We start from the raw sequence: 26,501 nt of genomic DNA, 5'->3' as shown, positions 1-26,501 counted from the left end.
TTTTTGTAAGGGGTTACAAAGTGGACTGGAAAGAACAATACAAATCGTTTTTGTGGATAACAGGATTTTTTCTGTTTGCTTATTTCATGCCAATTGAAACAGAAACATTCCGTAATTCTGTAATTGATGCTTTTGCTCTAGCAAAATGGTATGCTCAGGAACATGTGCTTTTATGTCTTGTGCCAGCGTTCTTTATTGCTGGGGTAATTGCTGTTTTCATAAGTCAGGCATCAGTCGTAAAACATTTTGGTGCTAAAGCAAAAAAATGGAAAGCATATCTTATCGCTTCAGTATCAGGAACTATTCTGGCTGTTTGCTCTTGCACAGTTTTACCATTGTTTTCAAGTATTCATAAAAGAGGTGCCGGTCTGGGACCTGCAATTGCATTTCTTTACTCAGGACCAGCAATAAATATTCTTGCCATTATTTTAACTGCAAAAGTTCTTGGTCTTGAACTCGGTATCGCAAGAATAATTGGTGCAGTTTCATTTAGTTTGGTAATTGGTCTGATTATGGCTTTTATTTATAGTAAAGAAGAAAAAGAAAGAGCAGATGCACAACTTGCTATGCCGGAAGTTGAAGAACCAAGACCTTTATGGCAAACTACAATTCATTTCTTCATTCTTGTTGCAATACTTGTTTTTGTAAATTGGGGAAAACCTCTCGAAACCGAAGGCTTTTGGTATTTTATGTATGCTAATAAATGGTTCATCACAGCATTGTTCGGAATTGGTTTTGCCATATCACTTGTCTATATAATTGGAGTAAAGAAGTTATATGTATTGTTGGGAGTTATTGCCGTATTAATTTCTGCGATATTCTTTTATAATAATCCAACAATACCTTTTGTGATCGGAGTAGTTGCAACAACTTTAGCTTTAACTTTTACAGAAGGTGAACCTAACCAATGGCTCGGTGAAACCTGGGGATTTACAAAACAGATTATGCCACTACTTGGTGCAGGTGTACTTGTAGCGGGTTTCCTTCTTGGTTCTGCAGAAGGGAATGGAGGGATAATTCCTAAAGAATGGATTTATACCTTGGTTGGTGGAAATTCATTGTTCTCAAATTTCTTTGCATCAATTACCGGCGCATTTATGTATTTTGCAACTTTGACGGAGATACCGATTCTTCAAGGTTTGATAAATAATGGAATGGGAAAAGGTCCTGCGCTAGCGTTATTACTAGCCGGACCTGCTTTATCATTACCAAATATGTTGGTAATTCGTGGAGTGATTGGTACTCAAAAAACAATCGTTTATGTTTCTCTTGTTGTAATTATGGCAACATTAAGCGGGTTAATTTATGGAGCTATTTTTTGATCATTAAAAATTACACGGAGAACAACAGAAAATTCACGGAGAACCACGGAGATAAAATGCAATATGAAGATTTAACAAGTATTATAATTGGTTGTGCAATTGAAGTCCATAAAGAGTTGGGTCCAGGTCTATTAGAATCAGCATATGAAGAATGCCTGGCTTATGAGTTAGTTAAAAAGGGCTTGAAAGTTGAAAGACAAAAACCAGTACCAGTTGTTTATAAAGAAATTAAACTTGAATGTGGATATAGAATTGATATCCTCGTAGAAGATAAAGTAGTGCTTGAATTGAAAACAGTTGATGAATTTAATCCTGTTCATGAAGCACAAATATTAACTTATTTAAAATTTTCTGAGAAAAAAGTTGGACTATTAATAAACTTTAATGTTTTAAGATTGAAAGATGGTATTAAAAGATACATTAAATAACTCTGAGGCTCTCCGAGTATGCTCAGTGGTTCTCTGTGTAACAAATCGCTAAAGGAGAATAAATGAAAAAAAGAATTTTAATACTGTGCACAGGCAATTCCTGTCGCAGTCAGATGGCTGAAGGATTTCTTAAATCATTCGATAAGGAGCTTGAGGTTTATTCTGCGGGAACTAAACCAGCAGACAGAGTAAATCCAAAAGCCGTTCAGGTTATGCGAGAAATCGGAATTGATATTAGTAACGGCAAACCTGAAGATGTGGTAAAATATATCAATGACTCATTTGATTTTGTTATAACTGTTTGTGACAACGCAAAAGAAACCTGTCCGGTTTTTATTGGTAAAGTTGGTAAACAATTGCACATTGGATTTGAAGATCCTGCAGATGCAACAGGATCTGAAGAAGAAATTCTTTCAGTATTTAGAAAAGTTAGAGATGAAATCAAAGAGGAGTTTTATAAATTCTACATAAATGAATTAAAATAACTCAGTGGTTCTCAGTGACTTCTCCTATGTCCTCTGTGTAATTTTTATGTCACACGGAGAGACACAGAGATTTCACAGAGAACCACGAAGAAAAATTAAGAAGGAGGAATTATGTTAGACATTAAAGTTCTTGGTCCGGGTTGTGCAAATTGCATTAAGCTGGAAAATCTTGTAAAGGAAGTTGTATCTGAAAACAATCTTCCAGCTAGTATTGAGAAGATAACTGACAAAGAAAAATTTATGGATTACGGTGTTATGATTACACCAGGACTGGTAGTCAATGGGAAAGTATTAGCGATGGGTAAAATTCCCACTAAATCAACTTTAGAGCATTGGTTGAAAGACCATTTAAACAAGTAATAAATAAATCATCTGAAGGGTAAATAGATGGACACATCTGTTTCAAAAAAATTATCATTCTTTGATCGTTATTTAACACTTTGGATTTTTATCGTAATGTTTCTTGGCGTTGCAGCCGGATCAATATTTCCGGGTATTGCTGGTTTCTGGGATTCACTTAGCGTAGGCACTACAAACATCCCAATTGCAATCGGATTAATATTAATGATGTATCCACCGCTTGCAAAAGTGAAGTATGAAGAACTGCCAATAGTATTCAAAAATGTTAAACTGTTAACCATTTCTTTAATCCAAAACTGGATTGTTGGACCGCTGGTAATGTTTTTTCTTGCACTTATTCTTTTGCCAGATAAACCCGAAATGGCAATAGGAGTTATTCTTGTAGGATTAGCAAGATGCATCGCTATGGTTTTAGTCTGGAATGATTTGGCAAACGGCGATTCTGAACTTGCAGCCGGACTCGTTGCTTTCAATGCAATATTTCAAGTACTTCTCTATTCCGTTTATGCTTATATTTTTATAACAGTTCTTCCTCCGTTGTTTGGAATGCAAGGTGCGCTTGTTGATGTTTCCATCTGGGAAATTGCTGTAACTGTTTTAATTTATCTGGGAATCCCCTTTGCAGGCGGCGTATTAACACGTTTTACTTTAGTAAAAACAAAAAGCAAAGAATGGTACCACACAAAATTTATTCCTAAGATTTCAATTCTAACACCAATCGCTTTGCTGTTTACAATTTTTGTGATGTTTTCTTTAAAGGGTGAAAAGATCGTCGAACTTCCTCTCGATGTTCTGAGAGTTGCGATTCCATATACATTTTATTTTACTATAATGTTTTTTGCTACATTCTTTTTTGTTAAGAGACAAGGTATATCTTATGAAAAAACAACTACGGTTGCATTCACCGCAGGCAGCAATGATTTTGAGTTGGCCATTGCAGTAGCTGTTGCTGTATTTGGAATTAATTCACCGGCGGCTTTTGCAACTGTAATTGGTCCTTTAGTAGAAGTACCTGTTTTAATAATGCTTGTGAATGTAGCACTTCGGTTTAAGAAAAGATACTTTGCTGCTGAGACAAAAAATGTTAGTATCGAAAGTAAAACTATACCTGAATTTGATAAGTAAAATTTTTTATCAAGGGGAATGAAAATGAATCTTTTTAGTAGTGCAGTTACTTCTTTTGTGATAATCATAAATTTATCAGCTTTTCCTCAATATTTTGAAACGCTGGAAGAATCTGCCAATAATTATTTTATTTCAATTTCGAAAGCCGACCAAAACTCTGATGCTGAGTTTAATAATTTAAATAATATTCTCTTTACGCAAATTGCAGAAGAAACACTAATCAAAACTTATCAAACTTCATTAAAAGATTTAGATAGCTTGAGAAATCATTTGAAAGAATATGAATCAGCATTACGAAACATTTCATCTGACTCGGCATTTGTATTATTTAATCAATGGTATCTCCATTTCTCAAACACTTTCTATAATTATGCTGAAGAAAAATTCTTTTCATCGGACAAGGTAAAATTACTTTTATTCAGTGCATCTGTTTCTTGTGCCTGCACACTTGAAATGTGCCGTAAGCAAACTGCCGATTTAATAAACTTTGCTAAACAAAACGGATATGATTTCTGGATAGTTGATTCCTATGAAAACAATCAATTGCAAATTGAATATGAAACTTTATTTGCACCTTCTGTAATCGTATTTGATGGAAATAACAAAGTGCTTCATAAGATTGAATATGATGAAAATATGATAACAAAGCTTTCCAAATATTTTCAAGAGAACAATAAAAATAATTTAAGAGGATAATATGAACTGGTTACATAACATTGAACAAGCAAAAGAAGAAGCTTTAAAATCAAAAAAACTTATCCTTCTTCAATTTGAAATGGATGGTTGCGGCGGCTGCAAAAAACTTGAAGCAACAACTTACAAAGATCAAAAAGTTATTGATGAAATTAATGAGTGGTTTGTGCTGCTGAAGCTTGATTTGATAAAAGACAGAGAAGTTAGAAAAATGCTCGGCGCTTACTGGACGCCTGCAATGTATTTTCTTGATCAAAACGGAAATTCATACTATCACTTTAACGGTTATCTGCCAGCTGATGAATTCCGGGCAATGATGAGATTGGGAATTGCAGAAACGATTATGCCTCGTGGCAGATATGATGATATCATCAAAATCATTGATAAAGATATTGACGATTTAGTTAATACATCTTTCTATCCGAAACTTTTAGTAGCAAGAGAAACCGCCCGTTATATCAAAATAAAAGATAATTCACGGCTAAGAAAAACATTAAAGGAAATACAGAATACACATCCTCAATCAACCGAAGCCAAAATGTATTTCTGGGATGAGTAATATACTCAGCGGTTCTCCGTGTCTTCTCCGTTGTTCTCAGTGAAACTTATTACACGGAGAGCCACTGAGATTTCACAGAGTGCAATAGAGAAAGGAGAAAGCTAGCAAATGAGAGTAAAACTTGAATTTCAATATTTTGAAGGATGTCCCAATCATATAAAGATGCAAAACAATCTTGCTGAAGCGATAAAGGGATTAGAAGATAAGATTGAAATTGAAAAGGTTCTTGTAGAAGATGAAGTATCAGCAATGCAGGTTAAGTTCCGAGGTTCACCTACTTTATTAATTAATGGTGAAGATCTTTTAGGAATGCCTGTACCGGAGGAGCCATCACTTGCCTGCCGTTATTATCCAAAAGGAATTCCAACATCAGAAGAAATAAGAAAAGCAATACTACAAAAAATAAATAAGGAGAATTAAATATGATCTCAGTTAAAGTTCTTGGTCCTGGTTGTAAAAAATGTCAGACACTGGAAGCAAAGGTTAGAGAACTTGTCACAAAAAATAGTATTGATGCTATCGTAGAAAAAGTAACTGATATTCAGGAAATGATGAATTATGGAATAATGATGACGCCCGGATTAGTAATTAACGAACAAGTTAAAAGCTTTGGGATAATTCCCAAGGATGATCAGATTTTAAAGTGGTTGAACGGAGGTTAAAATGAAAAATTTAATTTCAATAATATTACTGGTTACATTCATTTTTGTTCAGGTTTCTGCAGCTCAATCAAAAGAAAATAAAAGTCGAACTTCGAAGAGTTCAAAAACAAAAGTTACTTTTATTGAACTTGGTTCTGTAAATTGTGTTCCTTGCAAAATGATGCAACCGGTAATGAAGGCAATCGAAGAAAAATATGGTGATCAGGTGAAAGTTGTTTTTTATGATGTCTGGACGAAAGAACAAAAACAATATGCACAGATTTATAAAATAAAATTAATCCCCACTCAGGTTTTCCTGGATGAAAATGGAAAAGAATTTCATCGTCACGAAGGATTTTATCCCGAAGCAGAGATAGATAAATTACTTCAGGGGAAAGGATTGAAACCTAAAAGTTGAAAGGTATGAGGAAATAAAGGTATAAGGAAATAAAGGTATAAGGTAAAAGGAATAAGGATTTGAGTTAGAACTTCAAAGAATCAATTACATTAAATCAAAGTTTATTTCCTTCATAACCTGATAAAATTAGGTTCTAAGAAAAAAGTATTACAATGTTAGATAGTATATTTATAACACTTTACGAAGCAATGACAGGTGCAGCTTGGATTGCAGTCCTTGCATCTTTAGGATGGGGAATATTGAGTATCCTTCTTTCGCCTTGTCATCTTTCAAGTATTCCTTTAATAGTTGGTTTTATTACTTCTCAAGGAAAAATTTCTTTGTCAAGAACTTTTTATATCTCGCTGATTTTTTCTTCAGGTATTTTAATTACAATTGCTTTAATTGGAATTATAACTGCTTCATTAGGAAGACTAATGGGTGATGTTGGCGTAATTGGTAATTATCTGGTTGCAGGAATCTTTTTTCTTGTTGGACTTTATCTTTTAGACATTATCAAAATTGACTGGAATAGTGCCGGCTTAAGACAAACAAAATCTAAAGGATTACTTGCCGCACTTATTTTAGGACTTCTCTTCGGAATTGCATTAGGTCCCTGCACATTTGCATATATGGCTCCCGTGCTTGGGGTTGTATTTCAAACTGCACAAACAAATTATCCGTTCGCGATTATTTTACTGCTTGCATTTGGGATTGGACATTGTTCTGTTATTGTTGGTGCCGGAACTTTAACCGGTAAAGTCCAGAAATATCTTAACTGGTCTGAAAGTTCTAAAACAATTTTATGGATTAAAAGAATTTGTGGTGTACTTGTTATCATTGGCGGTTTTTATCTAATCTATACAGTTTCCTGATTCCTACCTGATATATCGAATTATTACTTCTGTAATTTTTATATTTGTTACAGAAATAATCCCGGTATTAAAATGAAATTTGTCTTTAGCATACTTTTTTTCTCCTTCTTTTTTATAATCTCTTGCGGTGATAAACAAAATTTAAAGGAAGTCGAATTAGAAAATAATCGTGATTCGAAAATTCAGGAAGTAAAACAAGATACTATTCCTGTTATTTATGTTGCTGTTTCAACAATGATTTCTCCACTGGAAACCTTTAATCTTTACAAAGATGTAATGGATTATATCTCAAAGAAGTTAAATGTTCAAATTGAATTTAAACAAAGAAAAACCTATCGGGAGGTGAATGAACTTCTTGCCGAAAACAAACTTGATTTTGCATTCATCTGCACAGGAGCTTATCTCGAAGCAATGAATAAAGTTCCAATAGAGTTATTAGTTGTGCCGGTAGTAAATGGTAAACCTTATTATCAGGCATATATTTTAGTTAATGAAGAAAGTAATATCAATTCTTTCGATGAGTTAGAAAATAAATCATTTGCTTTTACTGATCCTCTTTCAAATACAGGGTATTCTTACGTTAAAAATATTCTGAGAGAAAAAGGAACTACACCAGAAAAGTTTTTCAGTAAAACGATTTTTACTTATGCACACGATTATTCAATTCAGGCGGTTAAGAGGAAATTAGTTGATGGTGCAACCGTAGATGGATTAGTTTTCGAATACTTAAAGAATTTTCAACCGGAAAAAATAGAAGGGATTAGAATTGTTCAAAAGTCAGAAGACTTTGGAATCCCTCCTTTTGTAGTTCAAAAAAATCTCGACAAGAATCTTAAAGAAAAATTAAGAAGGGTTATGCTTGAAATGCATCAGGATGCGGAGGGTAAAAAGTTACTGAGTAAAATAATGATAGATAAGTTTATATTAGCGGCAGACTCTCTTTACAGATAAGAAAAATGAAAACATTTAGATTCAGATTACCTCTCTTCTGGAAATTTTCTATCGCAATTATCACAATTGTTCTGATTTTTGGTTCAATTAATTCAATTCTAATTTATAATAATGTTCAAACGGCACTTCAGGCTGAGACTGAAAAGCGAGCTTTATTTATTGCAAGAAGTATTTCAAATCAAATAACATCTCATATTTTATTTGAAGACTTTATCTCACTTCAGAATACAATCAACAGCATAAAAGAAATTGATGAAAACATTTTTTACATCTTTATTACGGATAATAAAAATAATGTACTTGTTCATACCTTCACCAATGAATTCCCTTTAACTTTGATTGAAACAAATTCACTAAAAGAAAACCAATCATTTAATACACAACTTTTATTACTTAAAGATTTTAACAATGAGGTTATTCTTGATGTAGCAACTCCTATACTTGATGGGAAAATTGGAACTGTCAGAGTTGGATTAAAAGAAACTTCTATTATTGCAGATGTTCAAAAAACGGTTAATATTTTCTGGATAATGGTAGCTGCATTTCTTTCTGTTGGAATAATCGGCGCTCTGATTTTTGCTAAGTTTATCACTAAGCCGATTATTACAATTCAAAATGTAGCTGATAACATTGAATTAGATCAGATTGGGAAAAAAGAAATTCCTCAAATAAAGATTCGTGATAAATTTCTTAACCGTATTAAAATGCTTTTCAGAGCAGAGGATGAAATAGACATTCTTGCTGATAAATTTAATCAAATGATTCTTCGTTTGGATAAAGCTTATCGTGATTTGCAAAATGCACAATCGACAATCATTCAATCTGAAAAACTTGCAACAGTCGGAACATTAACTGCCGGGCTTGCTCACGAAATAAATAATCCGGTTGCTGGTTTACAGAATTGTATAAGAAGAATTCAAAATGATCCTTCCAATCTTGAGCAGAATATTAAATACATTAAAATGATGGAAACTGCCGTTGATAAAATAGAAAGAGTTGTTGGTAATCTTCTTAACTTTACGAGAAAACAAAGCGGCGACTTTATAAGTCTTTCAATTAATGAAATTGTCGAAAATTCTTTATTGCTTGTAAGTCACAGATTAGAAAAACTCAGGATTTCAATTACTAATAACCTTTCTGCTGATTTACCAAAGATTAAAGGCAATAAAAATCAGCTCGAACAGGTTTTCCTTAACTTGTTGATTAATGCTATTGATTCAATTGAAGAAAAAAATCAGTTTGATCCAGATTGTGAAAAGAGGATAGTATTTTTTGCTCGAAAAGAGAATGATTTTCTTATAGTTAATATTCAGGATACAGGAAAAGGAATTCCGAAAAATTTATTAGAAAAAATTTTCGATCCGTTCTTTACAACTAAATCACCGGGGAAAGGAACAGGGCTTGGATTATCTGTGGTGTATAACATTATTGAAACACACAACGGAAAAATTTATTTTGAAAGTGAAGAAGGAAAAGGAACAACAGTGAATTTATATTTGCCAATTGATAATAAACTTAGTGCACCTTTGTGATGCACTTAGTGTTCCTTTGTGGTTAATTTTTTACCACGAAGAACACAAAGGATTTTCACGAAGGAACGCGAAGGAGATAAAAAATGAATGAAGAAGAAATTTTTAAGAAAATTTTAGACTGCTCATTCAAGGTTCACACTGCATTAGGTCCCGGATTATTGGAAAGTGCTTATGAAGAATGTTTGTGCTATGAGCTTGGAAAGTCAGGATTAAATTATGAAAAGCAAAAACCTCTACCACTAGTTTATGAAGAAGTAAAACTTGATGCAGGGTATAGAGTTGATATATTAGTTGAAAACAAAATTATTGTTGAAATAAAATCTGTTGATGCATTAGCAGATATTCACCTTGCACAAATTCTTACTTATCTCAAATTATCAGGTTGCAGGTTAGGATTATTAGTAAACTTTAATGTAAAACATTTAAAAGTTGGAATTAAAAGAGTAATCTTTTAATAACCTTAGTGCACCTTTGTGATGAACTTGGTGTCTCTTCGTGGTTAATTTTTTACCACAAAGAACACAAAGGATTTTCACGAAGGAACACAAAGGAAAGGTAATTATGAAAAAATTAAATATCTGTATTGTAGAAGACGAAGAAATTTTAAGGGTATCACTGAAAGATGATTTACTCGATGCGGGATATTCTGTAACTGATTTTGAAAATCCAATCAAAGCTCTTGAGCATTTCAAAAAAAAGAACTGTGATGTTATCATTTCTGATATTCGCCTTCCGGAAATGAACGGACTTGAACTTTTATCAAAAATAAAATCAATTAATCCAAATGTGTTCGTAATAATGATGACAGCATTCGGGAGCGTTGAAACGGCAGTTGAAGCTATGAAAAAAGGAGCTTTCGATTATATCACAAAACCATTCGATAAAGAGGAACTTCTTTTAATTCTTGATAGAATTAAAGAACTTAAATTACTTCAATCAAAAAATTTAGATTACCAAAATTACTTTCAGGATCAGTTTAACTTTGATGCATTCATCGGCAATAGCCAATATGTGAATGAACTAAAAGAAACTCTTAAAATAATTTCCCAAACCAACTCAACAGTTTTAATCACTGGAGAAACAGGAACAGGCAAAGAACTAATTGCAAATCTTATTCATTATAACTCACCAAGAAAAGAAAAACCACTGATAAAGGTCAGCTGCGGAATTTTATCAAAAGAAGTTATTGAGAGCGAATTGTTCGGACACGAAAAAGGTGCATTTACCGGCGCAGATAAACTCCGCATTGGGAGGTTTGAAAAAGCTGATCAGGGAACGATTTATCTGGATGATATTGATGATGTTCCCCTCGAAACACAAGTTAAATTATTGCGTGTTCTGCAGGAACAGGAAATAGAAAGAGTTGGCAGCAGTGAATCAATTAAGATTGATGTGCGTGTAATTGCATCAACCAAAGCTGATTTGAGCAAGCTGGTTAAGGAAGGAAAGTTCAGAGAAGATTTGTTTTATAGATTAAATGTTCTTCCAATTCATCTCAAACCTTTGCGTGAAAGGAAGGATGACATTATGCCGTTGTTCAATTATTTCTTAAATCAATTTTCTTATCAAAAAAATTATATAATAGAAGAAGCTGTTTATGAAGTTTTAAGAAATTACGAGTGGCCCGGGAATGTTCGTGAATTAAAAAATATTACCGAACGACTTTCAATTCTTTGTTATGATTGTAAAATTACAACAAGTAGACTTCCACAGGAATTGCTTTCTACAAAAATCAATTTAGAAAGCATAACTGCTAATGAAGATAAATCCTTGAATGAAATTCTTGAAGAAGTTGAAAAATCATTAATTCAAAAAGCATTGTTAAAGTCAGGCAACAACAAAGCAAAGGCAGCAGAGCTACTAGGACTGCCGCCTTCAACACTGAAAAGTAAAATTGAAAAGTATGGAATTAATTAATCCTTAGTGCTCCTTTGTGAAAACCCTTTGAGTTCCTTCGTGGTTAAATATTTATTACCACAATCCGTCAGTCGGCGGATCACGAAGGACAACACAAAGATTCACAAAGAAAAGAGAGGTTATTTAAGTTCTATCCTAAAATAATTTCCGCTCGTTACTTCAAATTCTTTACTGGATAAGTTACCATTCAAATCAAAGTAATAAATTTTATAATTGCCCTCGGTCAGTTTAATTTTTGCTGCTTTGTCAAAAACCTCACCGGAACTTAAGATTTTATTACCGTTTTCATCAGTAATAAAGAATGATGTAAAGAATGTTCTGTAAATTCCATCATCGTAAATTTCTTTGGCTGGTGTGACAACTTCAACAATGGAGTAAATATTTTTCTCACCATTTGAAGCAAAAGCGCTCAATGATACGAGAGTTAAAAACAAAATCGAGGTTAAAAGAATGTTTTTCATAATTCTCCTTTTTTTGTTCCGAACATACTTCTCCATTGTTAAGTTATTATTAAAATAATGTTAATAAATTATTAAGAAACGAAAACTCGGCGAATGCGACAGGATTTCGTCGCTGAAAAATTTATAAGAGCTAAAAATTCTTTTATTTTGAATCGAAATAGCACAATTTAGTAGAGGCACTTTGATTGCATAATACTATTAACAATTAAATGGAGTTAAAAATGTTCGGAAATTTAGGATTCACTGAAATACTGTTAATAGTAGCAGTAATTACTTTTTTATTTGGTGCTAAAAGAATTCCTGAAATAGCTAAAGGAATTGGTAAAGGTATTCACGATTTTAAAAAAGAAATTAAATCAATTGAAGAAATCACGAAATAAATCATTAAGAAGGAGAGAAAAATGAAAAAAGTTCTTTTTGTAGCAACCTTGATATTCACCTCTTTGAGTTTGCTATATGCTCAGGAAGTTACAAATAAGGGAAGAATATCCGGTTATATGTTCGGAGATTATTTTTATAATGTTACAAGAGATACCGGTTTATCATCATTACCTAATGTAGTAAATGGTGGGAAAAAAGATTTAAACGGATTTCAGTTACGCAGAATTTATTTTACTTATGATTATGATATTTCTGAATCATTCTTAACACGATTCAGATTAGAAGCAGACCAGGAAGCGAATGCTAGCAATGGGAAGATTGGTGTTTTTGTTAAAGATGCTTATCTACAATGGAAAAATATTTTTAAAGGAAGCGATCTCATTTTCGGTATATCTCCTACACCTGCCTTTGAAGTTTCAGAAGGTATTTGGGGCAACCGGTTTCTTGAAAAAACTATTATGGATTTAAGAGGCATAGTCTCTTCGAGAGATCTTGCTATTGCTTTAAAAGGTAAATTAGACAGTAACGGAATGTTTAAGTATTGGTTAATGATTGGCGATGGAACAGGTAATAAACCCGAAACAGATAAGTACAAAAGATTTTATGCACACATTCAGTATTCACCAATTAAACAATTTACTGCCACACTTTATGCTGACTTAAAAGCTCGTCCGAATATTAATGATCCGGCAAGCACATCAAATCCACCAGCAACCATTGCAAATAACGACTTAACATACTCTCTGTTCCTTGGTTATAAAGAAAAAGATGCATATTCATTCGGTGTTGAAGGCTTCTTAAACACAAGACAGAATGGAATGGTAAATGGAACAGATGTAAAAGATAAAACAGGAATGGGAATCTCTGCATTTGCTTCATACAACTTCTCAAAAGAATTAGCAGTTATCGGAAGATATGATTATTACGATCCTAATACTGACTCTAATGCAAAAGGTGATATGAGGAATTGGTTCATCTTCAGCTTGAATTATAAACCGGATGATAAAGTTACGATCAGTCCTAATGTTATAATAGAAACTTATGAATCAATTCCAAATGGAAGAAGCATTGATGCATCAATTACACCAAGAATAACATTCTTTTATTCATTCTTATAAAAAATTGCAACACAGACTATTAGTCTGTGCTACGAAAATAAACGGAGAAAAATAATGGCAGAAGAAAAAAAGCAAGAAGGTTTATTAAACAAAGAAATATCCCGAAAGGATTTCTTAAGAACTGCCGGAGTTGTTGGTGGCGGTGTCGCAGTTTCAGTTGCTGCGGTTACTGTTTCTCGCTTGAGTCCTCCACCTGAGGTTCCCACTGGCAAAGAAACTATTCGCGATATTCCTGATTTCAAAACAGTTGAAATAAATGAAAAATCTGATGTGTTATTAAGAATGCAGGCAGAGTTGAAGAAAGCCTTAGCAAAACCGGTTGAAGAAAGAAGATGGATGATGGTTATTGATACAAGGAAATGCGTTGGCTGCCACGCTTGCACAGTTGCTTGTATCGCTGAAAATAAACTTCCTCCTGGAGTTGTTTATCGTCCTGTTGTGCAGGAAGAATTTGGTGAATATCCCAATACTCAATTGAGATTTTTCCCGAGACCTTGTATGCAATGTGAAGAACCGTCTTGTGTTGCTGTTTGTCCTGTTAATGCAACATGGAAAAGACCTGATGGAATTACACAAATTGATTATGACAAATGTATCGGCTGCCGTTATTGCATCTCAGCGTGTCCCTATGGCGCAAGAACAAGTGATTTCGGAGAATACTATACTGAAGATACACCAGAACTTCAACCTTATGAATTGCTTTCTAGCAATGAGTATGGTAAAAGCTGGAACCGTGAAGGGCACAATTCACCAATGGGTAATGCACGCAAATGTCATTTTTGTCTGCACAGATTGAATGAAGGTGAATTGCCTATGTGTGTATCAACCTGCATTGGTCGTGCAAATTACTTCGGCGATGCTAATGACCCTGATTCTCTTGTCTCAGAAAAGGCTCGTCAGCCTAATCAGGTTAAACTGCTCGAGGAAAAAGGTACTAAACCATCAGTAATTTATTTGGTGTGAGGTTAATTATGTTAGAAAGAACTTATAAAAATTTATCAAGAATCTGGATGGTAGTTTTTACTATCGGATTCATAGCATTAATTCTAAAATTCATTACCGGTGAAAGATTAGCTGGCTATGGAAGCTATATTCCGTGGGGTTTGTGGGTTGCACTTTATTTTCATTTTGTTGGAATTGCCGGTGGCGTCTTTGCACTGGGAACCCTGGGTTATATTTTTAATTTAACAGGATTCAGAGAAAACTTCAGAGTTGTAATTATTGTTTCCGTTGCATCTGTAATCACAGGTTTGTTTGCTATTTGGTTAGATCTCGGACAGCCTTTCAGATTTACAAGAATACTTTATGCTCCAAACTTCGGTTCAATGATGGCATTCAATGCCTGGATGTACACATTTTTTATCATTACTGCCGGGGTGATTTTTTATCTGACTTTGAATAAAGAAAAACAAACAGATTTTCACGATAAGAAAAGATGGATTCTTCCTTTAATGGCTTTGGGGTTTTTATTTTCTATTGCATTCCCAAGTCAAAGTGGAGCCTTTTTTGGTGTTGTGGATGCAAAACCATTCTGGAGTTCTCCATTGCTGCCAATTTTATTTTTGGTTTCTGCAATCACATCCGGAGGAGCTGTGTTGCTGCTCGTTTACACATTTTTACATTACGAAGAATTCGATTTAACACATCAACCATTCAAGATGCTCAGATACACAATAATTGGTGGAATTATTTTTTACTTTGTCGCAGAATTTGCAGAGTACAGTTTAGTCTTTTGGTCACCCAATTCACACATTCGGGAAGCTGTTGAACTTATTTTGTTTGGTCCTTTCTGGTGGGTTTTCTGGCTTGTTCACTTAGGTGGAGCATTAGTAGCACTTTATCTTTTATTAAAGGGTAAAACATATCAGACGGTTGGAACCGGAGCTTTTATTGTTGCTGTAACTTTTGTTTCTGCAAGATTAAATATTTTAATTCCGGGACAAGCCGTAGCAGAACTTAAAGGATTAAAAGAGGCTTTCTATCACGAAAGATTAAGGTTCGATTACTCGGCAACATTGAATGAATACCTTATTGCTCTGTTCATCGGTGCATTTGGTGTTGCGTTGGTTTATTTCGGAATAAAACTTCTTTCGCAATTCACTAAAAAGAAATTAGGAACAGAATTATGAAACAGGAATTAATAGATAAATCAAGAAGAAGTTTTTTAGCAAAAGGAGCTTTACTTGGCGGTGGTGCTCTCGCATCAATCTTTGCTGGCGAAAAAGCTTCAGCTCAAACTCAGCAAATGATTATTAAAAGTAAAAGACCGGATGTTGATTATCCGTTCAACGATCCCGAAAATATTATCTACTCGGTTTGCTTGAATTGTAACACCGGTTGCGGAATAAAAGCTAAAATTCAGGATGGAGTTCTTGCAAAGATTGATGGCAATCCGTACAACCCTTGGACAATGGTTCCTCATCTTTCAATGAAGACTGACATTGATGAAGCAGCAAGAATTGACGGCGCTCTTTGTCCTAAAGGTCAAGCCGGTGTTCAAATTGCTTACGATCCATATCGGATTAGAAAAGTATTAAAACGCGCAGGCAAAAGAGGTGAAAACAAATGGATTACAATTCCATTTGAGCAAGCGATTCAGGAAATTGTTGAAGGCGGAAAATTATTTGCGAATGTTCCCGGAGAAGAAAATCGCGTAGTTGAAGGTTTGAAAGATATTATGGCTTTGCGTGATCCTGAAGTTGCCAAAGCTATGGCCACAGATATTAAAGCTATTTGGGATGAAAAAGATAAAGCAAAGAAACAAGAACTTGTTAAAGCTTTCAAAGAAAAACATAAAGATAATCTTGATAAACTAATTGATCCCGATCATCCTGATTTGGGACCAAAAAATAATCAATTCGTTATGGCTTTTGGTAGATTGAAAAACGGAAGAAAAGACTTCTTCTCTCGTTTTCAATCCGCTTTCGGGACAACAAACTTACACGGACATACAACTGTTTGTCAGGGCTCATTATACTTTACCTGCAAAGCAATCAGCGAACAATATCAAGGCGGAAAATTCACTGGCGGTCAAAAATTTTACTGGCAGGCAGATCTTGAACACGCGAAATATGTTTTGTTTGTCGGCGCTAACCTATTTGAGGCTAATTATGGACCAACAAACAGAACAGTTCGTTTAACAGAAAACCTTGCAAAGGGTTATACAAAAATTGCAGTTGCTGATCCAAGATTTTCTAAACTAGCAAGTAAAGCTCATAAATGGTTACCAATTAAACCAGGTACTGATGCTGCTCTTGCTCTTGCGATGATTCAATGGATAATTAATAACAATCGCTTTGATGAAAAGTTCTTACGTAATGCAAACAAAGCCGCAGCTATTGAAACAAATGAAACAAGCTGGACAACCGCTCCATATCTTGTTGAAATTAAAGACGGCGAACCCGGTAAATTAATTCGAGCTGCCGATTTTGGATTGAAAGCTCCTGAGAAAAGAAAGTATGATGACCACGATTATGATGAAAAATTTCTTGTTGTTATGGTTAATGGCAAACCGACCTGGGTTGATCCAAATGATGAAAAGAATCCGGTTTACGGTGATTTATTCGTTGATACAGAATTAACAAATAAAGAAGGTAAAAAAGTAAAAGTAAAATCCGGTTTGCAGATTCTTAAAGAATCATCGGAAGAAAATTCAATCAGTAAATGGTGCGAAATTGCAGGTGTTAATGAGAATGATGTGATTGAAGTTGCAAAAGAGTTAACAAGTTATGGTAAACAAGCTGCTGTTGATATTCATCGAGGTCCGGCACAACATACAAATGGTTTCTATAATGTTTTAAGCTGGATGTCTTTAAATATGTTAATTGGGAATTACGATTGGGCTGGTGGAATGTCTAAAGCTGCTACTTATAAATATGATGGTTCGAAAGGCGGTCTTTTTGATCTGAAAAAAACGAAAGGTAAAATTCCTGCATTTGGTATCAGCTCAATTCGTCACGGTGTTGATTATGATAAAACAACAATCTTTGAAGGCTATCCTGCAAAACGAAACTGGTATCCTCTTTCATCGGACATTTATGAAGAAATTATTCCAAGTATTGGCGATGCTTATCCATATCCAGTAAAAGCTTTGTTCTTTTATATGGGAGCTCCTACTTATGCGCTTCCAGCCGGACACACAAACATTGAGGTTCTTGCAGATGTTAATAAGCTTCCTTTGTTCTTCTGCAGCGATATAATAATTGGTTCAACATCAATGTATGCTGATTATATCTTTCCTGACCTTTCATATCTTGAAAGATGGGAGTTCCAGGGTTCGCATCCGAATATGCCTGCAAAAGTTGAAAATGTTCGTCAGCCGGTTATTTCTCCTATTCCCGAAAAAGTAAAGGTATATGGCGAAGAAATTCCTTGCAGTCTTGAAGCATTGTTTATGGCTTTGAATGAAAAACTTGGATTAAAAGCATTTGGTAAGAATGCTCTTGGCGAAGGATTGGATATAACCAAACCTGATGATTTTTATCTGAGAGCAATTGCAAATCTTGCTTATACCGAGTCTCCCGTGCCAGATGCAAACGAAAGAGAACTTGAAATATTTTCAAAAGCCCGCAGACATCTTGATAAATCTGTGTTTGATGAACAGAGATGGAAAAAAGTTGTTGGCGAGGAGAATTGGCGTAAAGTGGTTTATATTCTGAACAGAGGCGGTAGATTTGAGGAATACGATAAATCTTTCGATGGCGATAAACTTAAACATCGTTATGCAGCGTTGCTTAATCTTTATCAGGAAAAAACGGCAACGAAGAAATATGCTGCAACCGGAAAGCATTATTATGGATATGCAAAGTATCTCCCAATAATGAACTACGCTCATGAGAGTGTTGATAAAATCTCAGAAGGTTACGATTTACACTTAATCACACATAGAACTGTTACTCAGACAAAATCTAGGACAATCGCTGCATATTGGCTTTTACCAATTATGCCTGAAAATGGAATTCTCATTAATCCTAAGGATGCCGCTAAACTTGGCATTAGTAAAGATGATAAAGTAAGAGTTGTCAGTGCAACTAATACTGAAGGCAAATGGAACTTTAAAAATGGAAAAACTAAAGATATAGTTGGTAAAGCAATTTTAACTGAAACAATGAGACCTGGAGTGGTTTCTTTTGTACTTGGCTTCGGACACTGGGCAACTGGCTCTGAAGACTTTGAAGTTGATGGCGAAACAATTAAAGGTGATCCTCGCAGAGCAAAAGGTTTACACGCGAACGCTGCAATGTGGACGGATTCATCATTACGAAATAACACCTGTATGATTGATCCTGTTGGTGGTAGCGTTTCGTTTTATGATACGATGGTTAAACTTGTAAAAGTTTAATAACTTTAATTAGTTCTTTAAAATATTTTTCTCCGAGTTGATGAGTCTAAAAAGATTTGTTTAACCACAAAGAACACTAAGTTCATCACAAAGGAACACAATGAAAATACTTTGTGTCCTTTGTGTCCGTCAGCTGACGGATCTATTGTGTGACTTCGTGGTAAAAATAACTTCAAGATTTATCAACCGACAGGGTAAATCCGGAAACGGTTTTGCCTGCCAGTTCGTCGATTTAATTCGATGGGACGCTTTGCAAAGGAGAGTTTACTTTTTTGATTTAAATTGATAATCACAATTTAAACCCCGCAAGTGCAAAGCGGGGTTTTTTATTCCCTTTGTGGTTAAATCTTTTTTACCACAAAGGGAACTAAGTTCATCACGAAGGAACTCGAAGTGGATATAAAAAATTTTTATTCAATAAAAATATTGGAGATTACAATGTCACAAATACCAAAACGATTTCAGAAATTCACAGAGGATTATCCCAATGTTGCAAAAGCATACGAAGCACTTGGCGATGCGGTTCACGCAGCCGGACCGTTGGATGAAAAAACCCGTGCACTCATTAAACTTGCAATTTCAACCGGTGCGCGATTAGAAGGAGCGGTTCATTCACACGCACGCAAAGCTTTGAAAGCTGGATGCACACCAGAAGAAATGAGACAAGTTGCATTACTTTCATTACCTACAATCGGACTTCCATCAATGATGGCTGCGCTAAGCTGGATTGATGATATTATCGAGAGTAAAAAATGATTGAAAGTCTGGTCAATCTTTTCTGGGCGTTCATCAAAGTTGGTTCATTCTCTTTCGGTGGAGCTTATTCATTAATTCCGTTGATTGAAAAAGAAGTTGTGAAAAATCATCAGTGGTTAACTCACGATGAATTTCTAAAAGTGCTCGGAATGGTTGAAATTTTCCCCGGAGCAATTTCAATAAAGTTTGCAACTTATACCGGTTACAAAACTGCCGGAATTCTTGGAGTTGTTGCTGCGAATCTCGGCAACATTTTTACACCGGCTATATTAATTCTGTTGAGTACTTATGTCTATTCGATCTATGAAAAAAATATTCTGGTAACGAAAGCATTCAACGGAATTAAGTACGCTGTAATCGGAATGATTGCGGCAATTATGTATCAGTATGCTGTTAAGAACGGAAATCATTTGCAGGAGTTTGTGTTACTTGCAGTCGGTGCTGCATTAATAATCTTTTTCAAACTTCATCCGGCGTATGTTGTGCTGATTGCAGCTATTATTGGGATAGTTATTTTATGAAGGAAAGACATTTAACCACGAAGTATCACAAAGGATGGCACGAAGTATCACAAAGAAAAATCTTCGTGTTCCTTTGTGAAGAACTTTGTGCTCTTTGTGGTAAAAAAATAATATGAAATTAAGAGACAACTTTAACAGAATTCACGATTACGTTCGCATTTCACTGATTGACAAATGCAATCTCAACTGCATTTACTGCAATCCATCGAACACACTTGCAAAGTATGAATCGAACAAATCAATTCTCTTTTATGAAGAATTATATCGCTTAATTAAAGTCCTTGTCAAAGATTTGGAAGTTAAGAAGATTCGTTTCACTGGCGGCGAACCGCTAATCAGAAAAGATATAATGAAATTTTTTGAAATGATTTCTTCTCTCAAACAGCAATATGATTTTGAAATTGGAATTACAACCAACGGAACTCATTTGCTTGATAAACTTGATGGGTTAAAAAAGTATGGAGTTGAGCGACTCAACATCAGTCTCGACACTTTGAACAAAACAAAATTTATTGCAATAACCGGTAAAGATTTTTTTGATGAAACAATTACTGCCATTCGAAAATCAATTTCACTTGATTTCAAATCAGTAAAGGTTAATGCTGTTATAATCAAAAACATAAACGATGATGAATTGATTAAGTTCGTAGAATATTTCAAATCATATCCAATCACACTTCGGTTTATTGAGTATATGCCATTCACTGGAAATCAATGGGATGATTCGAAATTTTTAAGCTGGAGTGAAATGAAATCTCAGATAGAAGAAAAATATTCTCTGACGGAAATTGAAAGCGATGGAAAAATCTCAAAAGATTTTTTTGTTAATGAATCCAAATTAAAAGTCGGATTTATCAGTTCAATCTCAGATCATTTCTGCGATAGTTGTAATCGTCTGCGCATTACAGCAAGCGGAAAAATTAAAAACTGTCTCTTCTCAAATCCATCTGAAGTAAGTTTAAAATCTTTATTAGCAGATGAATCAATTTCAGATGACGAAATTGTTAGGTTTATTCAAAGTACACTGCAGTCAAAATGGTTGAAACATCCGAGTGCGGATGAATTGGCAACACTAAATCAAAATAATATGATGAGTATCGGCGGATGAAAAAATTATCACATGTAAACAGCAAAGGCAAAGCAGAAATGGTTGATGTTTCTGAAAAAGAAATTTCAACCAGAACAGCGGAAGCTTTTGCTGAAGTGAAAGTATCGAAAGAAATTATTAATGCAATTAAAAACAACACAGTTCAAAAAGGGGATGTCCTTTCAATTGCAAAGTTTGCCGGAATTCAAGCTGCTAAAAAAACAAGCGAATTGATTCCGCTTTGCCACAATATTTTTATTTCCAAAATAGATGTTGAGTTGAAGCTGAACTCAAAAAATAAAACTGTCGAGATAAAATCTTTTGCAAAAACAAATGCACAAACGGGAATTGAGATGGAAGCATTGACAGCAGTATCAATTGCAGCTTTAACTGTTTATGATATGTGTAAAGCGATTGATAAATCAATGATAATCAGCGAAATTAAATTGCTGAATAAGACTGGAGGTAAAAGTGGGAATTATTTTACTAAATAACTTCGTGTTCCTTTGTGTTGTACTTGGTGTCCCTTTGTGGTGGATTAAAAGATTTAACCACGAAGTACCCAAAGGTATTCACGAAGTATCACAAAGAGAAAAAATTTAAAGGTTAATTATGAATAATTATGATATAAAAGAATCCCTGATCGAATTGAAGAGTACAAATCAATCGGGAAAAATAATCGCGATTTCTATCAGCAAGAAGAAAGGAATTCCGAAAACGAATATTCAATCGGCAAAATTGATTGAAAACTTTGGAATTGAAGGTGATGTTCACGCCGGCAACTGGCACAGACAAATAAGTTTTCTTGCATTGGAAAGTATTGATAAAATGAGAGAAAAAGGATTACCAAATCTTCGTCCCGGTGCGTTTGCAGAAAACATTACAACAGAATTCCTTGAACTTCCAAAGTTAGAAGTTGGAACAAGAATGAGAATCGGGAAAGAAGCCGAGCTTGAAATAACACAGATTGGGAAAGAATGCCACAGTAAGTGTGCAATCTTCTTTAAAGTTGGTGATTGTGTAATGCCGCGCGAAGGAATTTTTGCAAAAGTAATTCGTGGCGGAGAAATTTTTATTGGTGATGAAATTAGAATACTTAGTGCGACTTTGTGATGCACTTAGTGTTCCTTTGTGGTTAATATTTTTTACCACGATCCGTCAGCTGACGGAACACAAAGGATTTTCACGAAGGAACGCAAAGGAGAAATATGATAAATTATAATAAAGCACTTGAAATAATTAAACACGAAATTGAAAAATTAACTCTTCACACAGAAGAAGTTGATATTTATGAATCATTCAATCGTATTCTTGCAGAAGATGTAATTGCTGATGTTGATTTGCCTCCGTTTGATAATTCGGCAGTTGATGGATATGCTATCAAATATTCTGACAGAAAAGAATGGAAAATTATTGGGGAAATTTCAGCGGGAAATTATTCTGCTTTCAATCTTACTGAGAATGATGCAGTTATGATAACAACTGGCAGTAAACTTCCGGCAAATGCTGATACTGTAATTCCAATTGAGGATGTTGAAGTAGAAGGTGATTTACTAAAACTGCAACCGAATGCTTTCATCAAAAAAGGAATGAACATTCGCACACAAGGAAATGATTTGAGGAAAAACGAAATTGCAATCCATAGCTTCACAAAAATTGATGCAAAGACAATTGCTGTACTTGCAAGCTGTGGAAAAGATAAAGTGAAAGTCTTTTCAAAATTAAAAGCTGCAATTCTCGCAACCGGCGATGAATTAATTCCAATCAATGAAAAACCAGAGGGCGACAAATTAAGAGTCTCGAACATTTATTCTCTTTATTCTGCAATAAAAGAAATGAATCACACGGTAATCAATCTTGGTTTCACGAAAGATGATAAAGAAATTATAACACAAAAAGTAAAAGCCGCTTTGGAAATGGACATTAATTTGTTCATAACAACTGGTGGAGTGTCAGTTGGCAGATACGATTTTCTGAAAGAAGTTTTTGAAGAACAAGGTGTGAAAGAAAAATTCTGGAAAGTGAACATCAAACCCGGTAAACCAATTTACTTTGGAGTTTATGAAAAAGATGAACGTAGAATTTTAGTGTTTGGTCTGCCCGGCAATCCGGTATCATCGCTGGTTAATTTTTATGTATTCATCAAACCGGCGATTGATTTTTTATTTAAACAAAATGAAATGAATTTATTGACGGCTACATTGCAGAATGATTTAAAGAAAAAAGATGGAAAGCGCCACTTCTCACGCGGAATTTTATTTGAAGAAAACGGCGAGTGGAAAGTCACTTCAGAATTTTCGCAGTCATCCGGAAATCTTGTTGAGATGAGTCGTGCGAATTGTCTGATAGAAATTGAAGAAGATAGAATGAATCCAAAAAAAGGAGAAAAAGTGAAATGTATTCTGATATAACCGGAGTCATTCTTGCTGGTGGTAAAAGCTCTCGAATGGGAACGAACAAATCGTTTCTTAAGATTGGTAACCAAACAATCATCGAAAGAATTTCTGATCTGATGAAATCCATTTTTTCAGAAGTTATAATAATTACGAACTCGCCTGACGAATATAAATTTCTTAACATTCCAATTTTCGAAGATATTTATAAATGGAAAGGACCGCTCGCAGGAATTCATTCGGCACTTGTTCACTCAGCAACGGAAAAAATATTTGTGCTTTCTTGTGATGTTCCTTTAATGAGTCGTGAGATGGTTGAATACATTGTTAATTACAAATGTGAAAAACCGATTGTCTTTTGCGAAGCTGCCGGTTATCATCAGCCGTTGGTTGGAGTTTATTCGAAAGTAATTTTGAGTGAAGTTGAAAATTTTATTTCAACTACTGAGGTTAGTGATAAGTCATTCCATCATTTTCTGAAAACTGTTGAAGCAGAAATCATCCATCCCGAAAAACTTTCCTTTTATAAAGATGAATTATTTTTCAATGTGAACAGACCGGAGGATTTTGAAAAACTAAAAAAAATTTTCATTCATAATAATTAATCTTACAACCGCAGCCATCCCATTTTCTATCGTAAAAATCCATCCTCTCTTTGAAGAATTGTTCCGCATCTTCTAAGGAATTCATTTTTCTCAAAAGTATTTCATTCTTATCAGATACTTCCTGAACGAAAATTTCGTCATTGTACTTTAAAATCCGGATGAAATCAGAAAGACAGGTATCAGCTTCTTTAATTATAGTTGAACAAGCGAGAAAAATATCAAGCTCTTCTTTAGTTAGTTTTATAAACGGATTTGCTTTTACAGATGAAACAATCTCATCAACTGACATACAAACTCCCTAATTTTTACTCTCAGTTTGATGAAGGATATAAAATGAAGTTTCAAAAAACATTATTGCGAGTTGAATACTGCAACAGGGCAGGAACAATTGTTCAGTATTCTTTCAACGCGAGGACCAAGATACAATTTATCAGTACCTGGTTTAATTTCAGTCCCTAAGACAACCAAATCAAATTGATATTCATTAGCAGCTCTTAAAATTACATCTTCCGGATTTTCGCCCACTTCAATTCTTGTAAAAGTTTTAATCTGAAACGATTCTCCTATTTCTTTAATCGAATCCAATATTGCTTTTGCGTACTCATATTGACGCTCAAACATTGTGTGGTCGGGTATCAATTGTTCATTGTGTAATTTTCTTTCTATAACTCTTAGAAGATGCACTTCATCGGTTTCCGGATCTGAAAAAGAGAAGGCAAGTTCAGCAGCTCTTTTCGAAGCCAATGAACCATCAACGGGAACAAGTATCTTCCTTAAGTTTTTATCTTGAAATTTGACGGAGCTGCTGATTATCAATGAATAACAAGGCGCTAATTTTATCAGGTTATCTATAAATGGATTTATAACAGAATCGTTAATGTTCATCTTTTCGGTTGCGCCGACGACTAACAAGTCGTAGCCATTCTTTAAATTCTCTAAAATACTTTCCAGTGGTTTTTCTGAAACAATTATTTTTTTATCTACTTTTAATGTTTCAAGTTTTGATTGAAGGTTGTTAAGGAAATTTTGTGCAGTGGTTTTGTCATTTTCAGATACTACAGTCAACAAAGTAACCATGAGAGATTTTTTGGAGTTTATTTTTTCCAGAAGCTTGGTCTCAATAGTTTTTATATTGGCTACATTAAAATCACTTCTTAATCTTACAGGAACTAGTACACGATTAATTTTGGAAAGGATGCTTTTCTGAAAAGTCTCTTCCTTTTTTAACCTTAATATTTCTTCTTCACTTGGTTCAATTTTTTTAATTACAAACTTCATCAAAATTGGGGCTGAAAGGGAACTGATAACAGAAGCAATAATAATTGCGGAAAAAATTTCCTGTGATATTATTCCGGTTGCTAATCCGATTGTAGCAATAATTATTTGAATAGTTCCCCTCGTATTCAGGCTTATACTTAGACTTAATGCCAACCAATGCTTGAACTGCGATAGGAAACGCGCACTTAAATAAGCACCGATTGCTTTTCCCAATGATGCAAAAAGAGTAATCAATAAGCTGAAAATTAATATGTTAAGGTTAGCAAAATCTCTTATGTCAACTTTTAAACCAGCAGAAGCAAAAAAGATTGGTGCAAATACTGAGAAAGTTACACTTTCAACTTTATCGATTGTATCATCAAGCACTCCGGGAATTTGGGAAAATATTAATCCGGCAATAAAAGCTCCTAACACAGGTTCAAGATTCAATAACTGAGCAATCAATCCAAAAAGAAAAATTGTCAAAAAGGTTAGTGAGAGAAATTTATACTTTAGCTTCAGAATATTTTGTGTAAGAGTTAGAAATTTGCTTACCAGATATTTCCCCAAAATTGTTCCAACAGCAATAAATCCTATTACCTTTATTGCTGAATATAAAATCGAGTTGAAAGAAAATTCAGTTGCAGTAACGAAACCTAAAAGCACAGAAATAATTATCCATATAATTGTTTCATCAATCATTCCTATTGCCACCGCAAGCTGGCCAAAGTCTCTTCGTATGAAGTTTAAATCAATTAATACTTTAGCAACAACAGATATTGCAGATATGGCTAAAGTGGATGATACAAAGAGAGAGAGAAATAAATTTTTTTCAAATCCGGAAAGAAGATTTGGTGATATGAATTGAACAAATATAAATGTAAATAGAAAAGAGGTGCTAAAAGATAAAATAGTAATGATAAATGCATTTTTTGAATAATGTCTTAATAGCTTAACATCAGTTTGCAATCCTGCAATGAATAGTAAAAGCATTGAGCCAATGAGTACAAATACATCAAGGTAATTAACAGAGTTTTGATTCGGTAAAAAATAATCCCTGTAAAACTGAAAATTCCCCAGTAAGGATGGTCCTAAAATTATTCCTGCAAAAATTTCACCAATAACTATTGGTAAGTTAAACCTCTGAGCAATTTCAGCTAATATTTTTGCCAGAGATAACAGAGCAAATAATTGTAATAATAATGTCAGAATTTCTGTGTGCAAAATTTACCTTAAATTATTCGTTTCAAAAATAAGTTTTTAATTCCTTAATTTCATTTTAATAATCAGACTTAA

At 34.2% G+C, this 26,501-nt stretch carries 31 protein-coding genes and 1 riboswitch; of the genes, 28 read left to right on the top strand and 3 right to left on the bottom strand.

Features of this window, described 5'->3' with window-relative positions:
• The first annotated feature begins 20 nt into the window (after positions 1-20).
• From Q0X14_RS08520 to Q0X14_RS08450, 15 genes are all read left to right on the top strand, one after another.
• A complete protein-coding gene (locus Q0X14_RS08520; protein WP_297837038.1) occupies positions 21-1,322 on the top strand; it encodes a permease in 1,302 nt (433 codons plus the stop codon).
• 56 nt (positions 1,323-1,378) lie between these two features.
• Positions 1,379-1,750, top strand: a complete 372-nt coding sequence (locus Q0X14_RS08515) for a GxxExxY protein (RefSeq protein ID WP_297837036.1) — start codon at positions 1,379-1,381, stop codon at positions 1,748-1,750.
• Positions 1,751-1,812: 62 nt separating this feature from the next.
• Positions 1,813-2,235 (top strand): arsenate reductase ArsC, encoded by a 423-nt coding sequence (locus Q0X14_RS08510; RefSeq protein WP_297837033.1) that lies wholly within the window; start codon positions 1,813-1,815, stop codon positions 2,233-2,235.
• A 111-nt stretch (positions 2,236-2,346) separates the two neighbouring features.
• Positions 2,347-2,595 carry a thioredoxin family protein gene (locus Q0X14_RS08505; protein ID WP_297837030.1) on the top strand — a complete coding sequence of 83 codons (249 nt, stop codon included), beginning with the start codon at positions 2,347-2,349 and terminating at the stop codon, positions 2,593-2,595.
• Between the two features lie 27 nt (positions 2,596-2,622).
• Entirely contained in the window at positions 2,623-3,720 is a 1,098-nt protein-coding gene (arsB, locus tag Q0X14_RS08500; RefSeq protein ID WP_297837027.1) for an ACR3 family arsenite efflux transporter, read from the top strand.
• 24 nt (positions 3,721-3,744) lie between these two features.
• Entirely contained in the window at positions 3,745-4,416 is a 672-nt protein-coding gene (locus tag Q0X14_RS08495) for a hypothetical protein (protein ID WP_297837024.1), read from the top strand.
• A 1-nt stretch (position 4,417) separates the two neighbouring features.
• Positions 4,418-4,972: a thioredoxin family protein gene (locus Q0X14_RS08490; protein WP_297837020.1), complete on the top strand. Its 555-nt coding sequence runs from the start codon at positions 4,418-4,420 to the stop codon at positions 4,970-4,972.
• A 108-nt stretch (positions 4,973-5,080) separates the two neighbouring features.
• Positions 5,081-5,392, top strand: coding sequence for a DUF2703 domain-containing protein (locus Q0X14_RS08485; RefSeq protein WP_297837018.1), 312 nt, complete (start codon positions 5,081-5,083; stop codon positions 5,390-5,392).
• A gap of 2 nt (positions 5,393-5,394) precedes the next feature.
• Positions 5,395-5,634, top strand: coding sequence for a thioredoxin family protein (locus tag Q0X14_RS08480; protein WP_297837015.1), 240 nt, complete (start codon positions 5,395-5,397; stop codon positions 5,632-5,634).
• 1 nt (position 5,635) lies between these two features.
• Positions 5,636-6,031 carry a thioredoxin family protein gene (locus tag Q0X14_RS08475; RefSeq protein WP_297837012.1) on the top strand — a complete coding sequence of 132 codons (396 nt, stop codon included), beginning with the start codon at positions 5,636-5,638 and terminating at the stop codon, positions 6,029-6,031.
• 152 nt (positions 6,032-6,183) lie between these two features.
• Positions 6,184-6,885, top strand: a complete 702-nt coding sequence (locus tag Q0X14_RS08470; protein WP_297837009.1) for a cytochrome c biogenesis protein CcdA — start codon at positions 6,184-6,186, stop codon at positions 6,883-6,885.
• A gap of 72 nt (positions 6,886-6,957) precedes the next feature.
• Positions 6,958-7,836, top strand: a complete 879-nt coding sequence (gene phnD / locus Q0X14_RS08465; RefSeq protein ID WP_297837005.1) for a phosphate/phosphite/phosphonate ABC transporter substrate-binding protein — start codon at positions 6,958-6,960, stop codon at positions 7,834-7,836.
• 5 nt (positions 7,837-7,841) lie between these two features.
• Complete coding sequence (locus Q0X14_RS08460; RefSeq protein WP_297837002.1) at positions 7,842-9,368, top strand: ATP-binding protein; 1,527 nt, start codon at positions 7,842-7,844, stop codon at positions 9,366-9,368.
• Between the two features lie 83 nt (positions 9,369-9,451).
• The gene (locus Q0X14_RS08455) at positions 9,452-9,823 is read left to right on the top strand and encodes a GxxExxY protein (protein WP_297837000.1); all 372 of its coding nucleotides are present in this window, start codon (positions 9,452-9,454) and stop codon (positions 9,821-9,823) included.
• Between the two features lie 106 nt (positions 9,824-9,929).
• Complete coding sequence (locus tag Q0X14_RS08450) at positions 9,930-11,285, top strand: sigma-54 dependent transcriptional regulator (RefSeq protein WP_297836997.1); 1,356 nt, start codon at positions 9,930-9,932, stop codon at positions 11,283-11,285.
• A 119-nt stretch (positions 11,286-11,404) separates the two neighbouring features.
• Here the strand turns inward: Q0X14_RS08450 and Q0X14_RS08445 are convergent, their stop codons facing one another.
• Complete coding sequence (locus Q0X14_RS08445) at positions 11,405-11,746, bottom strand: hypothetical protein (RefSeq protein ID WP_297836995.1); 342 nt, start codon at positions 11,744-11,746, stop codon at positions 11,405-11,407.
• A gap of 221 nt (positions 11,747-11,967) precedes the next feature.
• Here Q0X14_RS08445 and tatA point away from each other — a divergent pair, with 221 nt between their 5' ends.
• From tatA to Q0X14_RS08380, 13 genes are all read left to right on the top strand, one after another.
• Positions 11,968-12,126 (top strand): twin-arginine translocase TatA/TatE family subunit, encoded by a 159-nt coding sequence (tatA, locus tag Q0X14_RS08440; RefSeq protein ID WP_297836993.1) that lies wholly within the window; start codon positions 11,968-11,970, stop codon positions 12,124-12,126.
• 21 nt (positions 12,127-12,147) lie between these two features.
• A complete protein-coding gene (locus Q0X14_RS08435) occupies positions 12,148-13,245 on the top strand; it encodes an outer membrane beta-barrel protein (protein WP_297836991.1) in 1,098 nt (365 codons plus the stop codon).
• Positions 13,246-13,299: 54 nt separating this feature from the next.
• On the top strand, positions 13,300-14,208 hold the full coding sequence (locus Q0X14_RS08430) for a 4Fe-4S dicluster domain-containing protein (protein ID WP_297836989.1): 909 nt from the start codon (positions 13,300-13,302) through the stop codon (positions 14,206-14,208).
• An 8-nt stretch (positions 14,209-14,216) separates the two neighbouring features.
• Positions 14,217-15,374 carry an NrfD/PsrC family molybdoenzyme membrane anchor subunit gene (gene nrfD, locus Q0X14_RS08425; RefSeq protein WP_297836985.1) on the top strand — a complete coding sequence of 386 codons (1,158 nt, stop codon included), beginning with the start codon at positions 14,217-14,219 and terminating at the stop codon, positions 15,372-15,374.
• Entirely contained in the window at positions 15,371-18,586 is a 3,216-nt protein-coding gene (locus tag Q0X14_RS08420) for a molybdopterin-dependent oxidoreductase (protein WP_297836982.1), read from the top strand. The genes nrfD and Q0X14_RS08420 overlap by 4 nt, the downstream gene beginning before the upstream one ends.
• A gap of 18 nt (positions 18,587-18,604) precedes the next feature.
• Positions 18,605-18,863: riboswitch (molybdenum cofactor riboswitch) on the top strand.
• A gap of 161 nt (positions 18,864-19,024) precedes the next feature.
• Positions 19,025-19,342, top strand: coding sequence for a carboxymuconolactone decarboxylase family protein (locus Q0X14_RS08415; protein WP_297836980.1), 318 nt, complete (start codon positions 19,025-19,027; stop codon positions 19,340-19,342).
• The gene (locus Q0X14_RS08410; RefSeq protein ID WP_297836978.1) at positions 19,339-19,863 is read left to right on the top strand and encodes a chromate transporter; all 525 of its coding nucleotides are present in this window, start codon (positions 19,339-19,341) and stop codon (positions 19,861-19,863) included. The genes Q0X14_RS08415 and Q0X14_RS08410 overlap by 4 nt, the downstream gene beginning before the upstream one ends.
• A 112-nt stretch (positions 19,864-19,975) precedes the next feature.
• Positions 19,976-20,971: a GTP 3',8-cyclase MoaA gene (gene moaA, locus Q0X14_RS08405; RefSeq protein WP_297836976.1), complete on the top strand. Its 996-nt coding sequence runs from the start codon at positions 19,976-19,978 to the stop codon at positions 20,969-20,971.
• A complete protein-coding gene (gene moaC, locus Q0X14_RS08400) occupies positions 20,968-21,444 on the top strand; it encodes a cyclic pyranopterin monophosphate synthase MoaC (RefSeq protein ID WP_297836974.1) in 477 nt (158 codons plus the stop codon). The genes moaA and moaC overlap by 4 nt, the downstream gene beginning before the upstream one ends.
• Entirely contained in the window at positions 21,422-21,553 is a 132-nt protein-coding gene (locus Q0X14_RS08395; protein ID WP_297836973.1) for a hypothetical protein, read from the top strand. The genes moaC and Q0X14_RS08395 overlap by 23 nt, the downstream gene beginning before the upstream one ends.
• A gap of 9 nt (positions 21,554-21,562) precedes the next feature.
• The gene (locus tag Q0X14_RS08390; protein ID WP_297836971.1) at positions 21,563-22,063 is read left to right on the top strand and encodes an MOSC domain-containing protein; all 501 of its coding nucleotides are present in this window, start codon (positions 21,563-21,565) and stop codon (positions 22,061-22,063) included.
• A 95-nt stretch (positions 22,064-22,158) separates the two neighbouring features.
• On the top strand, positions 22,159-23,361 hold the full coding sequence (glp, locus tag Q0X14_RS08385; RefSeq protein WP_297836969.1) for a gephyrin-like molybdotransferase Glp: 1,203 nt from the start codon (positions 22,159-22,161) through the stop codon (positions 23,359-23,361).
• Positions 23,346-23,948 (top strand): molybdenum cofactor guanylyltransferase, encoded by a 603-nt coding sequence (locus tag Q0X14_RS08380; RefSeq protein ID WP_297836968.1) that lies wholly within the window; start codon positions 23,346-23,348, stop codon positions 23,946-23,948. Before glp ends, Q0X14_RS08380 begins: the two co-directional genes overlap by 16 nt.
• On the opposite strand, the gene Q0X14_RS08375 is transcribed toward Q0X14_RS08380, so the two are convergent.
• Positions 23,932-24,237 (bottom strand): hypothetical protein, encoded by a 306-nt coding sequence (locus tag Q0X14_RS08375; RefSeq protein ID WP_297836967.1) that lies wholly within the window; start codon positions 24,235-24,237, stop codon positions 23,932-23,934. The two genes, Q0X14_RS08380 and Q0X14_RS08375, sit on opposite strands and share 17 nt — an antisense overlap.
• A 62-nt stretch (positions 24,238-24,299) precedes the next feature.
• Positions 24,300-26,429, bottom strand: a complete 2,130-nt coding sequence (locus tag Q0X14_RS08370; protein WP_297836966.1) for a cation:proton antiporter — start codon at positions 26,427-26,429, stop codon at positions 24,300-24,302.
• Positions 26,430-26,501: the final 72 nt, after the last annotated feature.

Source organism: Ignavibacterium sp., assembly GCF_025998815.1.
Taxonomy (GTDB): domain Bacteria; phylum Bacteroidota; class Ignavibacteria; order Ignavibacteriales; family Ignavibacteriaceae; genus Ignavibacterium.
This window is presented reverse-complemented; position numbering and strand designations above follow the sequence as displayed.

Bases quoted from the DNA above. Each gene is read 5' to 3' on its own strand.
- Q0X14_RS08515 (WP_297837036.1), top strand. From the start codon at position 1,379: ATGCAATATGAAGATTTAACAAGTATTATAATTGGTTGTGCAATTGAA.
- Q0X14_RS08510 (WP_297837033.1), top strand. From the start codon at position 1,813: ATGAAAAAAAGAATTTTAATACTGTGCACAGGCAATTCCTGTCGCAGT.
- Q0X14_RS08505 (WP_297837030.1), top strand. From the start codon at position 2,347: ATGTTAGACATTAAAGTTCTTGGTCCGGGTTGTGCAAATTGCATTAAG.
- arsB (WP_297837027.1), top strand. From the start codon at position 2,623: ATGGACACATCTGTTTCAAAAAAATTATCATTCTTTGATCGTTATTTA.
- Q0X14_RS08495 (WP_297837024.1), top strand. From the start codon at position 3,745: ATGAATCTTTTTAGTAGTGCAGTTACTTCTTTTGTGATAATCATAAAT.
- Q0X14_RS08490 (WP_297837020.1), top strand. From the start codon at position 4,418: ATGAACTGGTTACATAACATTGAACAAGCAAAAGAAGAAGCTTTAAAA.
- Q0X14_RS08485 (WP_297837018.1), top strand. From the start codon at position 5,081: ATGAGAGTAAAACTTGAATTTCAATATTTTGAAGGATGTCCCAATCAT.
- Q0X14_RS08480 (WP_297837015.1), top strand. From the start codon at position 5,395: ATGATCTCAGTTAAAGTTCTTGGTCCTGGTTGTAAAAAATGTCAGACA.
- Q0X14_RS08475 (WP_297837012.1), top strand. From the start codon at position 5,636: ATGAAAAATTTAATTTCAATAATATTACTGGTTACATTCATTTTTGTT.
- Q0X14_RS08470 (WP_297837009.1), top strand. From the start codon at position 6,184: ATGTTAGATAGTATATTTATAACACTTTACGAAGCAATGACAGGTGCA.
- phnD (WP_297837005.1), top strand. From the start codon at position 6,958: ATGAAATTTGTCTTTAGCATACTTTTTTTCTCCTTCTTTTTTATAATC.
- Q0X14_RS08460 (WP_297837002.1), top strand. From the start codon at position 7,842: ATGAAAACATTTAGATTCAGATTACCTCTCTTCTGGAAATTTTCTATC.
- Q0X14_RS08455 (WP_297837000.1), top strand. From the start codon at position 9,452: ATGAATGAAGAAGAAATTTTTAAGAAAATTTTAGACTGCTCATTCAAG.
- Q0X14_RS08450 (WP_297836997.1), top strand. From the start codon at position 9,930: ATGAAAAAATTAAATATCTGTATTGTAGAAGACGAAGAAATTTTAAGG.
- Q0X14_RS08445 (WP_297836995.1), bottom strand. From the start codon at position 11,746: ATGAAAAACATTCTTTTAACCTCGATTTTGTTTTTAACTCTCGTATCA.
- tatA (WP_297836993.1), top strand. From the start codon at position 11,968: ATGTTCGGAAATTTAGGATTCACTGAAATACTGTTAATAGTAGCAGTA.
- Q0X14_RS08435 (WP_297836991.1), top strand. From the start codon at position 12,148: ATGAAAAAAGTTCTTTTTGTAGCAACCTTGATATTCACCTCTTTGAGT.
- Q0X14_RS08430 (WP_297836989.1), top strand. From the start codon at position 13,300: ATGGCAGAAGAAAAAAAGCAAGAAGGTTTATTAAACAAAGAAATATCC.
- nrfD (WP_297836985.1), top strand. From the start codon at position 14,217: ATGTTAGAAAGAACTTATAAAAATTTATCAAGAATCTGGATGGTAGTT.
- Q0X14_RS08420 (WP_297836982.1), top strand. From the start codon at position 15,371: ATGAAACAGGAATTAATAGATAAATCAAGAAGAAGTTTTTTAGCAAAA.
- Q0X14_RS08415 (WP_297836980.1), top strand. From the start codon at position 19,025: ATGTCACAAATACCAAAACGATTTCAGAAATTCACAGAGGATTATCCC.
- Q0X14_RS08410 (WP_297836978.1), top strand. From the start codon at position 19,339: ATGATTGAAAGTCTGGTCAATCTTTTCTGGGCGTTCATCAAAGTTGGT.
- moaA (WP_297836976.1), top strand. From the start codon at position 19,976: ATGAAATTAAGAGACAACTTTAACAGAATTCACGATTACGTTCGCATT.
- moaC (WP_297836974.1), top strand. From the start codon at position 20,968: ATGAAAAAATTATCACATGTAAACAGCAAAGGCAAAGCAGAAATGGTT.
- Q0X14_RS08390 (WP_297836971.1), top strand. From the start codon at position 21,563: ATGAATAATTATGATATAAAAGAATCCCTGATCGAATTGAAGAGTACA.
- glp (WP_297836969.1), top strand. From the start codon at position 22,159: ATGATAAATTATAATAAAGCACTTGAAATAATTAAACACGAAATTGAA.
- Q0X14_RS08380 (WP_297836968.1), top strand. From the start codon at position 23,346: ATGTATTCTGATATAACCGGAGTCATTCTTGCTGGTGGTAAAAGCTCT.
- Q0X14_RS08375 (WP_297836967.1), bottom strand. From the start codon at position 24,237: ATGTCAGTTGATGAGATTGTTTCATCTGTAAAAGCAAATCCGTTTATA.